The organism is Erwinia papayae, from assembly GCF_058241465.1.
Genome location: NZ_JBZCHT010000009.1, coordinates 1 through 14,310 on the forward strand (window position 1 = coordinate 1; position 14,310 = coordinate 14,310).

The 14,310-nt window shown below is 50.7% G+C and carries 16 protein-coding genes; 11 read left to right on the forward strand and 5 right to left on the reverse strand.

All coding sequences use genetic code 11. The annotated features are described in order from the left end of the window. Positions 1 to 835: 835 nt before the first annotated feature. The 3 genes from AC3RPL_RS04660 to AC3RPL_RS04670 all read left to right on the forward strand — a co-directional run bounded on the left by AC3RPL_RS04660 (position 836) and on the right by AC3RPL_RS04670 (position 3,822). A complete protein-coding gene (locus tag AC3RPL_RS04660; protein ID WP_490739132.1) occupies positions 836 to 1,516 on the forward strand; it encodes a hypothetical protein in 681 nt (226 codons plus the stop codon). Positions 1,517 to 1,858: 342 nt separating this feature from the next. Next, positions 1,859 to 1,996, forward strand: coding sequence for a hypothetical protein (locus tag AC3RPL_RS04665; protein WP_490739133.1), 138 nt, complete (start codon positions 1,859 to 1,861; stop codon positions 1,994 to 1,996). A 218-nt stretch (positions 1,997 to 2,214) separates the two neighbouring features. Beyond that, the gene (locus tag AC3RPL_RS04670; RefSeq protein ID WP_490739134.1) at positions 2,215 to 3,822 is read left to right on the forward strand and encodes a sensor domain-containing diguanylate cyclase; all 1,608 of its coding nucleotides are present in this window, start codon (positions 2,215 to 2,217) and stop codon (positions 3,820 to 3,822) included. A 120-nt stretch (positions 3,823 to 3,942) separates the two neighbouring features. Here AC3RPL_RS04670 and bcp read toward each other — a convergent pair whose 3' ends face one another. Together bcp and AC3RPL_RS04680 are read right to left on the reverse strand one after the other, a co-directional pair. Then, the gene (bcp, locus tag AC3RPL_RS04675; protein ID WP_490739135.1) at positions 3,943 to 4,410 is read right to left on the reverse strand and encodes a thioredoxin-dependent thiol peroxidase; all 468 of its coding nucleotides are present in this window, start codon (positions 4,408 to 4,410) and stop codon (positions 3,943 to 3,945) included. Further along, positions 4,388 to 4,981 carry a glycine cleavage system transcriptional repressor gene (locus AC3RPL_RS04680; RefSeq protein ID WP_490739136.1) on the reverse strand — a complete coding sequence of 198 codons (594 nt, stop codon included), beginning with the start codon at positions 4,979 to 4,981 and terminating at the stop codon, positions 4,388 to 4,390. The genes bcp and AC3RPL_RS04680 overlap by 23 nt, the downstream gene beginning before the upstream one ends. Positions 4,982 to 5,138: 157 nt before the next feature. On the opposite strand from AC3RPL_RS04680, the gene dapA reads away from it, so the two are divergent. The 6 genes from dapA (at position 5,139) to AC3RPL_RS04710 (ending at position 11,251) form a co-directional block, all read left to right on the forward strand. Further along, complete coding sequence (gene dapA / locus AC3RPL_RS04685; protein WP_379889673.1) at positions 5,139 to 6,023, forward strand: 4-hydroxy-tetrahydrodipicolinate synthase; 885 nt, start codon at positions 5,139 to 5,141, stop codon at positions 6,021 to 6,023. A gap of 9 nt (positions 6,024 to 6,032) precedes the next feature. Continuing rightward, positions 6,033 to 7,067 carry an outer membrane protein assembly factor BamC gene (gene bamC, locus AC3RPL_RS04690; protein WP_034938308.1) on the forward strand — a complete coding sequence of 345 codons (1,035 nt, stop codon included), beginning with the start codon at positions 6,033 to 6,035 and terminating at the stop codon, positions 7,065 to 7,067. A gap of 236 nt (positions 7,068 to 7,303) precedes the next feature. Beyond that, a complete protein-coding gene (purC, locus tag AC3RPL_RS04695; protein ID WP_490739137.1) occupies positions 7,304 to 8,017 on the forward strand; it encodes a phosphoribosylaminoimidazolesuccinocarboxamide synthase in 714 nt (237 codons plus the stop codon). Positions 8,018 to 8,222: 205 nt separating this feature from the next. After that, positions 8,223 to 8,372: a hypothetical protein gene (locus AC3RPL_RS04700; protein ID WP_490739138.1), complete on the forward strand. Its 150-nt coding sequence runs from the start codon at positions 8,223 to 8,225 to the stop codon at positions 8,370 to 8,372. A gap of 3 nt (positions 8,373 to 8,375) precedes the next feature. Beyond that, positions 8,376 to 9,242, forward strand: coding sequence for a KPN_02809 family neutral zinc metallopeptidase (gene ypfJ, locus AC3RPL_RS04705; RefSeq protein WP_490739139.1), 867 nt, complete (start codon positions 8,376 to 8,378; stop codon positions 9,240 to 9,242). Continuing rightward, entirely contained in the window at positions 9,242 to 11,251 is a 2,010-nt protein-coding gene (locus AC3RPL_RS04710) for a tRNA(Met) cytidine acetyltransferase TmcA (RefSeq protein ID WP_490739140.1), read from the forward strand. The genes ypfJ and AC3RPL_RS04710 overlap by 1 nt, the downstream gene beginning before the upstream one ends. A 154-nt stretch (positions 11,252 to 11,405) precedes the next feature. On the opposite strand, the gene AC3RPL_RS04715 is transcribed toward AC3RPL_RS04710, so the two are convergent. Genes AC3RPL_RS04715 through AC3RPL_RS04725 form a run of 3 tightly spaced genes read right to left on the reverse strand, consistent with a single transcriptional unit; the run spans position 11,406 to position 13,110 of the window. Then, complete coding sequence (locus AC3RPL_RS04715; protein ID WP_124231505.1) at positions 11,406 to 11,591, reverse strand: YpfN family protein; 186 nt, start codon at positions 11,589 to 11,591, stop codon at positions 11,406 to 11,408. A gap of 8 nt (positions 11,592 to 11,599) precedes the next feature. Further along, the gene (gene dapE, locus AC3RPL_RS04720) at positions 11,600 to 12,727 is read right to left on the reverse strand and encodes a succinyl-diaminopimelate desuccinylase (RefSeq protein WP_490739141.1); all 1,128 of its coding nucleotides are present in this window, start codon (positions 12,725 to 12,727) and stop codon (positions 11,600 to 11,602) included. Positions 12,728 to 12,729: 2 nt separating this feature from the next. After that, entirely contained in the window at positions 12,730 to 13,110 is a 381-nt protein-coding gene (locus tag AC3RPL_RS04725; protein ID WP_034938299.1) for an ArsC family reductase, read from the reverse strand. A 558-nt stretch (positions 13,111 to 13,668) separates the two neighbouring features. Here AC3RPL_RS04725 and AC3RPL_RS04730 point away from each other — a divergent pair. After that, a complete protein-coding gene (locus AC3RPL_RS04730; RefSeq protein WP_034938298.1) occupies positions 13,669 to 13,863 on the forward strand; it encodes a hypothetical protein in 195 nt (64 codons plus the stop codon). A 262-nt stretch (positions 13,864 to 14,125) separates the two neighbouring features. Next, a complete protein-coding gene (gene ypfM / locus AC3RPL_RS04735; protein WP_152542787.1) occupies positions 14,126 to 14,188 on the forward strand; it encodes a protein YpfM in 63 nt (20 codons plus the stop codon). The last annotated feature ends 122 nt before the right edge of the window (positions 14,189 to 14,310 follow it).

The window sequence follows — 14,310 nt, forward strand, 5'->3', positions numbered from 1 at the left end:
ATAAACATACAAACTAGGTAAGCATGAGAAAGCATTAAAACCAGAAATGAAAATCGTGCACATGTTTTCAATCGGTTAAGCATGCTGAATCCCATTCTGATGATGTCCTCTTCTTTTTACTCTTCTGCAAGCAAATGCCTGACAGACAGCCGCCTCTGCGCAGGGTATCTTAACCACAGGTGTCAGGGAAGGAAACCGCTGACGGCGTGATAAACTGTTGCAGGAAGCGATTCAGGTCAAACGGGTAACAAAAATATCAGCACTATCTTGTGGGTTAGCATAACTGAACCGTTTTGCGTAAGTTAAAAGAACCATTTGCATATCTAACTGAGCTTCGCTTTGAAAACATCGTCATGCATTGTCCTGTTTGTCAAAATCAATGCAGATATTTTAAATCTGTCACCAGGAAACATATTTTATTCTGACTTTTTTATTGAAAATATCCACCATCCGGATATCACTCCTTCAACTAAATAAGTTTGCAGAAAAAAGAATAATAATTGGCAGGGAATTGCAGTGTCTGATTTTAATAATATTTCCTGTAAGTCGATTTCTCGTTACGTAAAGCATGGCGTTGCATCAATGTAAGATACTGCACAACAGTATGACTTTTCAGTCAGCCTTGTGATTGTTTTTAATTTTAATTGCATTTTTGTGAGTTATCTTATTCTGAATAAATTATTTATCATAAAAGATAAGGTGTTCTGTACTGACAAGATAAAACATTGCTCTGAAGATTGTCGGATTAGTTTTGCTCAGGTTTTTATCGTTTTTTATATAATAAACGCAGACAGATAACTAAAGTTAAATTTTTAAACCTGGAGGACAGATTATAATGGTTAACTCTGCACCATCGTCAGCATCCGAAATACAAAAAACACATTGTTCTGGTTCAAATGAGGGGTTAAAAAATAAAGAAATTTCATTGCCTTTTTCGTCAGCTATTAATATGCATGATGAAATGTCTTTTTTGAGGAATTCAGGAAAAAATCCTGTGTTATCGACGCCGGCTCCTGACATGCATCTCAGCCCTGAAGTAGCGTCATCTGATTCAATAGATAGCTTTGTTGACAGGGTTGCAAGCATAACTATTAAATCGCAGCAAAAAATCGGTGGGGGCTCTTATGGAACATGCTTTAAATGTGATGGTTTCGTAATTAAAGTCCAGGTTAACTGTAGTGGAAATTTAGTCGGCTGGAATTCTGAACAAAGTAGCAACGCCCGGCCTGCTCGGGTCAGTAAATATTTTAATATAGCCAATGACGATGCTGACTTTTCACGCCCGGCTGAAGCCGTCTGGAATGATAAAAAGTTGATGTACTGGTTTCAAAGTATGTTAAAGGCTGTGAGTTGGATATCGCAAAGGACAGTGAATATGACCGCGCCGACAACCTCCTTGAATCGCGTGGTCTGTATGCATGACCTCAATGTACCAGGCAATATACTGGTCGATGATAAAATAATCTTTATATTATTGATGGCGATCAACTGGTTTTTTCTGAGACAAAACGGCTGAGAAGGAAACTCTCTTTCGCGACAATGAATCTTGAAGAACAGATTGAAACTCAAATACGTGTAAGATTAAAAAATGCTGCCGACAGGGGAGATAAAGTAGAGAAAAAGTATCAACAAGGATTGCTTGACCATCTTAACTTTTTAAGAGGTCGCCATTCTGAATCAACAACAGAGTCTTAATTCTGCATTTCAGATCAGTCAATTCCTGGTCGTGGCCGGGAATTTCATCTCATTTTCTTCGCGCCTTGCCTGTCCAGGCAAAAATGAATTGTGCCAGCTGTCCTTGCATTCTGTCGGAAATTTATCTGTTTTCACTTATCAGAAAGGTTTCAGCAGCAACACAGTGACGCTGGTTGACATGATTTCTGCAACCTTCATCTACCGTAACCTCATCAATAAACTCAGGCTGCAACTGGCCTCGCCAGGCCTCAGCGACACCACCTTGCTGGATGGCGAAGCCGGGCAGAAGATGCCTGATTAACTCAGGCAAAGTGGCATTCACTGCTTCCTTTACGGGGTGCAGCCGCCAGCGGCGATTAATTCAGATATTTCCTGTTTTTCCTGGCTTCCGATTATTCCCAAAAAGCACGAGAGGTGTACAATCAGCGGATGCTTGACCAGGGCATAACACGTACTTAACACAAACGCGCACAGAAAAATAAGGCGCTACATGATGAAACTTTTCACTGAGGTAAGTCCATGCTGAGGCTGATTCGCCCAAAAACGGACTTGCGAACACTGATTACTTTATTAGCCGTCGCCAGCATTGTGATCACGCTGGCTAATTCACTGTACGCCAGCTGGCGTGTGCAGCGTGACGTGCTGATTAACAATACCCTTGAATCTAACCGTGTTTATGCCACCAAGCTGGCTTCAACCACGGAAATGTTTTTTGAGATGGCTCAGTCACAGCTTGCCTGGAGTGCTCAGAACCTGAGCAAGGGTATGGATAACGATGAGGCGATGCAGAGTGAGGTTGAACGGTTGCGACTTCAGACCAACAGCTTTAACTCGGTGGTGATCGCTGATGCTGACGGTTGGGTCAGGGCTATCTCTCCTGAATCCCTGATGTTGAAAGGAGTGCATCTGACAACGTCCACCTCAAGGCAGGCCCTGGCGGAGCGCAGGCCACTTATCAGCAAGCCGGGTATTTCTGCCGCCAACAATTTGATTGTCTTCGTCTCCTCTCCCGTCTGGTCGCCCACCGGCAGCTATCTTGGCTTTGTTGGTGGCTCCATCTACTTGAAAAAGAAAAGTATTCTTAACGAACTGCTGGGTGAACAGTTCTACCGCGACGGTTCTTCATTGTTTGTCGTCGATGATGATAACCGGGTGCTTTATCATCAGGATGTCAACCTGATTGGACAAAAAATTCCGCCGCTGGTCAGTGATGAACAGAAGAGGAAAAGCAGCAACGGTTTTTTGCAGGTCAGTACAGAAAAGGGGGAACCGATGCTGGCGGGTTATGCTGTTGTGCCGACTGCCGGCTGGACCATTATCGCACTGAAGCCGACGCAGACCACACTCGCACCGCTCAGTAGCCTGCTGATGAAAGTCTTACAGCATTCCGTTCCTTTCGCCCTGCTGACGTTGATCATCGCCTGGATTCTCGCCAGGCTGATAGCGTTGCCGTTGTGGCAACTGGCACGCAAGGCGAGCCAGATGGATGCGCAGGGCGTATCAAAAGATATCAATGGTATTCGCTCGTGGTATTACGAGGCGTCGCAAATCAAGCGTGCGATGCTGGCAGGGATCGGTTTATTGCAGGATAAAATTGGCCGCCTGAAATTTGAAGTTCAGACCGATCCCTTAACCGGGCTGCTTAATCGTCGTGGGCTGAACGCCGTACTGGAGTACTTTCTTGCCACACGCCAGCCTTTTGCCGTACTGGCGCTGGATATCGATCACTTCAAACGGGTTAATGACACCTGGGGTCATGATGTGGGCGACCAGGTGATCCAGAGTGTGGCGCTGCAACTGGAGAGAAGCTCCCGACAAACGGACGTGGTCAGCCGAAATGGCGGCGAAGAATTTCTCATGATCCTGCCGGGTGCTGAGCGTGACATTGCATTGAGTATTGCCGAAAGGGTGCGTAAGAAAATTGAGCTTGAAAAGCTGCCTTCTGTCGGCCATATCTCCATTTCTATCGGTGTGGCCTTCTGGTCAGCTGATGAAATGCCCTTTGAGCGGGTGTTCAAGCTCGCTGATGATGCACTGTATCAGGCTAAGAATGCCGGACGAAATCGGGTGATTGTCAATCATTTACATAATGCTGACGCGCTGGAACTTGAGCAGCATGAAAGTTGAATTACTGACTTAGCCGACCGGATGAGGGTGGCTGAAAAGAGGCAGTCACTGTGCGGATTTTAACATTGGCAGTGGCAGCCGGCGCGAAATGACTGTCTCCGGCTACCCTGTTAATGGCACTCAGGCTGACTTCAGGTAATCCATCACGATATCGTGGTGGTTACTGGTTTTGAAATCATCAAAAACCTTTTCGATTTTGCCATCGCTGCCCACCAGGAAGCTGATGCGGTGAATACCGTCATAGGTTTTCCCCATAAAGGTTTTTTCGCCCCAGATACCAAATTGCTCACAAACCTGATGATCTTCATCTGAAAGCAGGGTGAAGTTGAGCAATTCTTTCTCGACAAATCTTGAGAGTTTCTCGGGTTTGTCGGTGCTGATCCCCAGAACTTCGACGCCCGCTTTTTTCATTTCATCCATGCTGTCACGCAGACCGCAGGCCTGAACGGTACAACCCGGTGTCATCGCTTTCGGATAAAAATAGACCAGAACGCGTTGTCCCTGGAAGTCGGTCAGATTGACCTGTTCGCCATCCTGGTCTGGCAGGCTAAATTTCGGTGCTAAATCACCGGATTTCAGTGGATTCATCACTACTCTCCATTTTGTCATCATGCGGTGGATACTGAACGACGCTAATAGTGCCCTGCGCTTTGAACTCTGTACAGAGATGGTTAAATGCCTGCTCAATATTTGCCGCATCCCGGCTGGCCGGACTGTGTGCTGTGATCTGAATATAGAGCAACGGCGGCTGATTTTCTTGTGCCGGTTGTGTCCGTGATACCAGCTCAGCAATATTCATCTGGTGCGAATCAAACAGATCGGTAAAGCGCTCAATAATATGCACTGAGTCGGTGACTTCCACCTGAACCCATACGGTAGCAGGCATTGGCGGTCGCTCACGAAAAGTGGTGCGTTTCATGACGATCAGCAGTTCCAGCTCTGCACCTTTTAACGGCAGCGTTGATTCAATCAACGCGATGGCGTTCCAGCTACCGGAAAGTAGCATAATAAAGGTGAATTCATCACCCAGCATAGCAAGGCGGCTGTCTTCAATATTGCAACCGCAGCTGCTGACGTGTTGGGTAATCGCATTAACGATTCCCGGACGGTCAACCCCAAGGGCGGTGATAACCAGATGATGTTGCTGAGACTGCGGCAAAATAATGCGTCCTGTCCGTCATAATGATTAGCAATTGTGATGACGCTAAGGTAAACATAAAAAATTCCCTCTGCCAAGGGGCCTGGCGGCTTGTCTGCTTGCTTTTCAATAGCCGTCAAACGTACCATGAAGCACTTGTTTGTGGAGGGGACGGCTAATGTTCACGGGAAGTATTGTTGCACTGATCACGCCGATGGATGACAAAGGGTATGTCTGCCGTGCGAGTTTAAAAAAACTAATTGATTATCATGTTGCCAGCGGAACCTCGGCAATTGTCTCGGTAGGGACTACCGGAGAATCAGCCACATTAAGTCACGACGAGCACGGTGACGTGGTGATGATGACGCTGGATCTGGCCGATGGTCGGATTCCGGTGATTGCCGGCACCGGGGCAAACGCCACCGCTGAGGGCATTTCGCTGACCCGCCAGTTTGAAAAAAGTGGCGTGGTGGGCTGTCTGACCGTCACTCCTTACTACAATCGTCCAACTCAGGAAGGGCTGTATCAGCACTTCAAGGCGATTGCTGAAAGCACCGATCTGCCGCAAATGTTGTATAACGTCCCGTCCCGCACCGGTTGCGATATGTTGCCAGAAACAGTCGGCCGTCTGGCTAAAATCAAAAATATTATCGGAATAAAAGAAGCTACCGGGAACTTATCACGGGTTAGCCAGATCCAAGAGCTGGTTGATGATGACTTCATTCTGGTCAGTGGCGATGACGGCACTGCGCTGGATTTCATGCAACTGGGTGGTCGGGGGGTCATCTCCGTCACGGCTAACATCGCCGCGCGCGAAATGGTACAGGTTTGTACACTGGCTCAGCAGGGTAATTTTGCTGAAGCCCGCCGCCTTAATCAGCGACTGATGCCGTTGCACCAGAAGCTATTTATTGAACCTAATCCCGTTCCGGTAAAATGGGCGGCGAAAAAATTAGGATTAATTGCAACCGACACGCTGCGTCTGCCAATGACGCCGATGACTGATGCCGGTCGTCCGGTTGTTGAGCAGGCTCTTAAATGCGCAGGCCTGTTGGAAATTTAGGGAGAGTTAATGGCTTATTCAGTACAAAAGTCCACCATTGCGAAAGTCGTTGGCTTATCGATTGTGATGATGCTGGCCGCCTGTTCCAGCGATCAGCGATACAAGCGTCAGGTCAGTGGTGATGAATCCTATCTGCAGGCCGCTGACGTCAGCGAATTGCAGGCACCAGCAGGCGTTGTTCTGCCGCTGCAAAACGGGGACTTTGACATTCCTTCTGCCAGCGCCAACGGCGCGATTGGTAAGCAACTGGACATCCGCCCGCCCGCTCAGCCGCTGGCATTGATGAACGGCACCCGTACCCAGTTTGCCGGTAACAGTGGTGTGCTGCTGCTGGACAATGACCGCAGCGGTGCTTTATGGCCACAGGTCGTGGATGTGATTCAGGCGCGCAATTATCCAGTTGCCAGCCGCACAGACGCCAGCCAGACGCTGACCACTGACTGGGTCCAATGGAATCGCGCAGATGAAGATCACCAGTATCGTGGTCGTTATCAGATAAGCGTCCAGCAGCAGGGATATCAGCAGGCGCTGAATGTCAGACTTTTAGAGTTGCAACAGGAAGGTAAAGTCGTTAATTCCCCTGTTCAGCTCCAGCGCTACACCGCGCAGATGCTCAATGAGCTGAGCAGCGGTCTGGATAAGATGGAAACCAGTCGCGAAAATGCGGCTGCGAAGCGGAGTGCAGCGCAGATTGATGTGCAGAGTGGAGCGGATGACACTGGTCTGCCTAATCTGATCGTGCGCGCGCCGTTTAATACCGTGTGGGAGCGCCTGCCGAACGCGCTGGAACGCGTTGGCATGAAGGTTAAGGATAAAAATCGCTCGCAGGGTAGCCTGAGTGTCACCTATAAGGCACCGGACAGTGAAACATGGGATCAGCTGGGTGCAAAAGATCCGCAGTTGACCGAGGGCGATTATAAAATCCAGGTAGGCGATCTGGATAACCGTAGTAGCCTGCAATTCCTTGATCCGAAAGGACACACTCTTACCCAGTCGCAAAACGATGCGCTGGTGGCAGTCTTCCAGGCTGCGTTCAGTAAATAGCCGCTCAGGTCAGGTTGTTCCGACCTGAATGAAGATGCTTATCCACACCCTGTCGGCGCTACGCTGGCAGGGTGTTTTATTTCCTGTCAGGCAAAAACCGTTATTCATCTCTGCGCGCTGCTAAAGGGGCAACAGCGATTTTTGCTTTGCCACGTAAACGATTGCTTCGATTTTTTCATCGCAGAACGTACAATAGTCGCGGCTAATATTTTCAGTTCTCATGTGGAGTTAACAAGATGCAAAAGCAAGCTGAGTTGTATCGCGGCAAAGCGAAAACCGTTTACAGCACCGAAAACCCGGATCTGTTGGTACTCGAATTCCGAAACGATACATCAGCACTGGACGGTGAGCGTATCGAACAGTTTGATCGTAAAGGGATGATTAATAATAAGTTCAATTATTTCATTATGAGCAAATTGCAGGAAGCTGGCATCCCAACCCAGATGGAGGCGCTGCTTTCTGACAACGAAGCGCTGGTGAAAAAACTGGAGATGGTCCCGGTGGAGTGCGTGGTGCGTAATCGTGCGGCGGGTTCGCTGGTGAAACGGTTGGGCGTGGAAGAAGGAATGATCCTCAATCCGCCGCTGTTTGATCTCTTTCTGAAAGACGATGCGAAACACGACCCGATGGTCAATGAATCTTACTGTGAAACCTTCGGCTGGGTGAGCAAAGAGAATCTGGCCCGTATGCGTGAGCTGACTTACCAGGCGAACGACGTACTGAGCAAGCTGTTCCTCGATGCCGGTTTGATTCTGGTGGATTTTAAACTGGAATTCGGTCTGTATAAGGGAGAGGTAGTGCTGGGGGATGAGTTTTCTCCTGACGGCGCAAGGCTGTGGGACACCGAAACCCTGGATAAAATGGACAAAGATCGTTATCGCCAGAGCCTGGGTGGTCTGATCGAAGCTTATGAAGAAGTGGCTAACCGTCTTGGGGTCAAACTGGACTGACTACCCGTTACTGAACGGCTGCAGCACAACAAATGTCATTTGTCCCTTCGTGTTATTTGAAAGACATGGAGGGATCATCCTCAACCTCCCTCTCCGGCAACCTGCTTTTATTCCTTTTTCCACGGATAACTGTCTGTTCCATCAGCATATCTTGCTGTCGCCAATCCGGACACGACTCATCAGAGCGTAAAGATGCCGGGTGCAGATGACGACCAGCGTTCAGGTGCGCAATGGCAATGAAAACGGCCTGCTAATCCCGGCTTCCGATGTAGCCAGATTTCTCTGGTCTGGTGTCGGCTCCGGTTGCCGACTAAAATCATGCCTCTATCAGCAGGTTTACCGTATCCAGGAGTGATTTATGCGTTGGCAGGGGAGGCGCGAAAGCGACAATGTGGAGGACCGTCGGAATGAATCTGGTGGTTACAGCGGCGGTGGGCGCATACGTATTCCACGCGGCAAAGGTGGAATTATTCTGCTGCTCATTGTTATGTTCGCCGGTTACTACGGCTACGATTTAACGCCACTGCTGACCGGTGATGGCAGCTCACTTTCCCGTTCGCAGACCACCCATCAGGGCAGTGATGCCAGCGGTGATGAAGCGGCTAAATTCACTAAAGTGATACTGGCTACCACCGAGGATACCTGGTCGAAAATTTTTCAGAAAATGGGTAAAACCTACACGCCCCCCAGACTGGTAATGTACCGTGGTTCAACGTCCACAGGCTGTGGTAACGGCCAGTCAGTCATGGGCCCGTTTTATTGTCCGGCAGACACGACCGTCTATATCGATCTCTCGTTCTATGACGAGATGAAAAACAAACTCAAAGCCGGTGGCGATTTTGCTCAGGGCTATGTTATAGCTCACGAAGTCGGTCACCATGTGCAGCATTTACTGGGGATCGAACCGAAAGTTCGCCAGTTGCAACAGGCCGCAACGCAGACTCAGGCCAGGCAGCTGTCGGTGAAGATGGAACTCCAGGCGGATTGCTTTGCCGGCGTCTGGGGTCACTACATGCAACAGGAGAATGTGCTGGAGGCCGGGGACTTGCAGCAGGCGCTGAATGCGGCACAAGCGATTGGTGACGATCGTCTGCAACAGCAGAGCCGTGGGCGGGTGGTGCCGGACAGCTTTACTCACGGTACATCACAGCAGCGCTACAGCTGGTTCAAAACTGGCTTCGACAGCGGCAATCCGGGACGCTGCGATACCTTCAGTGGCCACTGATGGTTGATTTTTCAGAAGTTATTGCGCATACCGCCACCCTTCAACAGCAGGGAAAGCGGCAATTGCTGATCCTGAGTGGCGATCCCTCGTGGTGTCTGGATCAGGTGGCATTATGGATGGCTGCACTACCGGGAGACTGGATGTGGCTGGGCGATGTGCCGCACAGTCCGTTGCACTGTTCGCCGAAAGCGTTGCGTACGCTGCTGGGACAGGAGTTTTTACATGCGGTATTTGATGCGCGGACAGGGTTTAATGCTGATGCGCTGGCGGCGCTGAGCGGCACCTTGCGGGCAGGAAGCTGGCTGGTGATGCTGGCTCCGGCGTGGCATCACTGGGCGAAGCAGGCTGACAGTGACTCTGTACGCTGGAGCGAGATGCCTGCCGCTGTCGCCACCCCCAATTTCATATTGCGCTGGCAACAATTAGTTCTCCAGGATCCGCAGGTGGTGCTGTTCCGTCAACACGCTTCCTTCCATCTGCCGCAGCCAGAACCTGCCGGGAAGTGGCAGCCGGATGCGATTTCGCAACAACAACACCTTCTGCACAAATTACTGGCCAGCAAGCCTGGCATCTTTGTCCTGATTGCGCCGCGTGGCCGGGGAAAATCGGCACTGGCGGGCTTACTGGCGAGCTGCTGGCCCGGACGCTGTCTGGTCACCGCTCCGGCAAAAACGTCAACCCACGTGCTGATGAAATTTGCGGGTGAAGCCGTTGAGTTTATCGCCCCCGACCATCTGCTGGCTTTGCAGCCAGCTGAGCGGCCGCAGAATATTGACTGGCTGCTGATAGACGAAGCTGCGGCCATTCCTGCGGCGGTATTACAGCAACTGGTTGCTGTTGCCCCCCGCGTTCTGCTGACCACCACCTCGCAGGGGTATGAAGGCACCGGACGAGGCTTTTTGCTGAAGTTTTGTGCCAGCCTTGCCAACGCGACGGTGCTGGAGCTGACCCCACCGCTGCGCTGGTCAACAGAGGATCTGCTGGAGCGGTTTATCAACCGGGCATTGCTGTTTAGTGAGCCCGACATCGTCACTGACAGGTCTGAAGTGCATTATTGCTTTCCCGTACAGGCTGAATGGCAGAGTCAGCCCTGGTTACCGGAAGGGATGTATCAGCTGCTGACCAGTGCTCACTATCGAACCTCACCACTGGACCTGCGGCGAATGATGGATGCGCCGGGTATGCATTTCAGTGCTGCGTTACAGGGTGAAAGTGTGCAGGGGGCGTTGTGGCTGGTGGATGAAGGCGGCCTGGAAGAGAGCCTGGCTCAGGCCGTCTGGGCAGGATTCCGCCGACCGGCCGGAAACCTGGTGGCGCAGTCTCTGGCAGCCCACGGCGGCTTTCCGCTGGCCGCTATGTTGCGATCGCGGCGCATCAGTCGTATTGCTATCGCACCAGCATTGCGTCGGCAGGGGATCGGCCATGAAATGGTAAGGCAAAGCGTTAATCGGGCTGACGGGCTGGATTTTGTCTCCGTCAGCTTTGGCTTTACTGCCTCCCTGTGGCAGTTCTGGCAGAGATGCGGATTCAGGCTGGTGCGATTGGGTAGCAAGCCAGAGGCCAGCAGTGGCTGTTATACCGCGATGGCTGTGCTGCCGTTGAGCCAGCAGGGAGAAAAACTCGCCACCGATGCAGCACAGCGTCTGGCGCGAGACTGGCCGTGGTTGCAACGTCTGCTTGATGGTGTTGATATCGATTTGCCTGAGCATGACGCATCCATTATTGAGGAGGACGAGTGGCGTGAACTGGCCGGATTTGCCTGGGGCCAGCGGCCCTTTGAGGCGAGCATGGCGGCGCTGGGCCGTCTGGTCAGCAGGACGCAAGATTTGCCTTTGTTACAGGGCGCATTGCTGCAACAGCTTTCTGACAGGGAGCTGTGCCTACAGTCTGGTTTATCAGGCCGAAAAGCGCTGCTGGCAGGCTGGCGACGCGAGGCTCAGCAGGCACTACAGGCGCTGGACGCGGCGCGCAGCATCAGCTGGCAGGATTTTATTCGCTCACTGAACTGAACGCCGCACGTCCCTGCCTGGGATCTTTAATGCAATACTTTCTGAGCTTATGTCGTCAGACTTCAGGATGCCGCCATGCTGTTTTGACCAGCCGTTGAGAGGGGATCCCAGGATGTCAGGGAGGAGGGGCCAGGTCTGGCCCCAATCGGGACGGTTATTTCTTTTTCGGCCAGTCGTCGTCGTCCCATTTATCATTGAAATCACGGTGAGGCGGCAGATCCGGCTTGTTATCCATATATTTTTTATGATCGATGCGTTTCAGATCTTTGTAAACGTTCATCAGTACGCCGACCATCAACACAATCACCAGTAACCACCAGTACTCTTTTAACCATTCCATATCATCCCCTATGCTATCAGCTGTTCCATGATGCGTTGATACATGCGGCTCAGCAGTTGCAGATCGGCCGCTTTTACGCACTCATTGATTTTATGAATGGTTGCGTTTACCGGCCCTAACTCCACGACCTGTGCTCCCATTCGGGCAATAAAACGCCCGTCTGAGGTGCCGCCTGTGGTCTGCAACTGTGGCTTGATTTCATTATAGTGCTCAACGGCATTAACCACGGCATCCACCAGTCTGCCATTTGGGGTGAGAAACGGCTGGCCGGAAACCTGCCATTCCAGGGTGTAGCGCAGCTGGTGGCGATCCAGTAGCTCCTGTACGCTCTGCTTAATCAGTTCTTCAGTCAGTTCAGTGCTGAAGCGGAAGTTAAACTGCACAAAGAATTCACCAGGAATAACGTTATTGCTGCCTGTTCCGGCCTGCATATTGGCAATCTGCATACTGGTCGGAGGGAAAAAGGCATTGCCGTTATCCCATTCGGTTGCCACTAACTCATTCAGGGCGGGCAGTGCACGATGAACCGGATTATCAGCCAGATGCGGATAGGCAACATGCCCCTGAACGCCATGCAGCGTCAGGTTGGCAGTCATCGAACCGCGACGACCATTTTTCACCACATCACCGACAATCTCCGTGCTGGACGGTTCTCCAACCAGGCAATAATCCAGCCGCTCGCTACGCGCCATCAGCGCCTCAACCACTTTAACCGTGCCATTGGTGGCGCTGGCTTCTTCATCAGACGTTATCAGGAAGGCCAGACGACCCCGGTGATTTGGGTGAGTGGCGACAAAGCGTTCTGCGGCGACGATCATCGCGGCCAGAGAGCCTTTCATGTCCGCCGCGCCACGGCCATATAACATGCCATCGCGAATGGTGGGTTCAAACGGAGGATTGATCCAGCGGCTGACGTTTCCTGCGGGTACCACATCGGTATGACCGGCAAAAGCCAGGGTCTCACCGGTGCCGCGCCAGGCCCAGAAGTTGAGGGTGTCGCCAATGTTAAATGGCTCCACGGTGAAACCAAGCGCCAGCAGGCGGTCAATCATAATGGACTGACAACCGGCATCATCCGGGCTGAGGGAAGGGCGACGAATAAGCTGCTGCGTCAGCTCAATGACCGGACAGAACATGATCAGGCATTCTCCGCAATAAATGACTGGTAAGTGGATTCACTGAAACCCAGCAGCGTCGCGCCTTCATGGCTGCGAAGCAATGGACGTTTAATCATTGCAGGCTGTGCCAGCATCAGTTCTGCGGCGCTCTTTGCATCATTCACATTATTACGGGTTTCTTCGCTCAGTTTACGCCAGGTAGTGCCGCGTGTGTTAAGCAGCGCTTCCCATCCCGTATGGGTTATAAAATCGTCCAGCAGACTGGCATCCAGCCCATCAGTACGATAATCATGAAACTGATAATCCACGCCCTGGCTCTCCAGATATTTCCGTGCTTTCTTAACGGTATCGCAGTTTTTTATGCCGTACAGGACGAGCTCAGCTTTTGTAGGGTTTTCCATATTGATTTACCGTGTTCTGTCTGATTAAGGTGGTAGCATACAGGCGATCATAAAGCGTGAAAACCATAATGGAAATTCATGATAAGCATTTGATTAATGATTAATATATTCAGATGAGTAAAACAGTGGGGCAGTCTGGCAGCAAGGAACGGCTTCGTTGCTGATAAGGGAAAGGATTTATCTTAAACGGTGACAGGGGCGCGCTGCGGCTGGCAGCGGACAAGTCAGGTCAGTCAGGATAAGCTTAATCTTTAACAGCCTGTTTAATCGCTAAATTTCCCCTTTATTTACTGACCTTTTTTACCGTGTCAGGCCGTTGTGCGATGAAAAATCTGGCACTATTGTTCCCTTCTTTTTCCTGTGGGTTTCAACTATATTCGAAGGCTCAGTTGCCCGCTGTGTGGTAGTGGTGTCTTACGGGCGTTGGTAAAGTAATCCGGATTGACAGGAGATTCGGATAAGGTGGTCAGCCTGCTGACGGTAAAAAGGATAAGTAACCGCAGCAGAGATAATCCGGTCAGGGCCTGAAAGCAGCTTTTCGCAAAGAGGAGGAACAAGATGAATTATATGAAAGCGTCTTCCGCCCATACGGTTGAAGAAACCCAGTCGATGATTGTCATTGTGAGAAAGAAAAAGACGCGCTGTGCTGATTTTAATCACGTTGTTGAAGCCGTGCTGGCTGAGCATCCCGATGCCAAAACCCATATCGACAGCGACAGTGGCGGCTACGATAAAGTCATTGTTCTTAAATAGTATCGTCAGGCTGGGGAGGAGATAACACTTCTCCCTCGCGGCAGTAACTGTTACCGCTGTCAGATATCCAAGTGCCGCTTTTTACCCCATCATCCTGTTTTCGGTGAAGTTCGTCCTGTTCCTGGAGAATTTTGCCTTTACCTGTCATATCATCCATTACAGTTTTGTTCGGTACTGCCGATAGCAGTAAGTGGGCACATTATGTTCACTCTGTGGTAGCATTCCTTGCATAACGAACTGACAATAACGAGAGATGATTATGATGATTGACAGAGAACTGGGGAACTGGAAAGACTTTATCGAAGCTATGCTGGCGCGTCGGTAACTTACTGGCAGTGTTGGAGATTTGGTTGGGTCATCCGAAGAGTGTAATCAAAAAGGCAGCCACTGGCTGCCTTTTTACTGCCCGATACCCCCCCATTAGCAGATGCTCATCCGGGGCAGGTT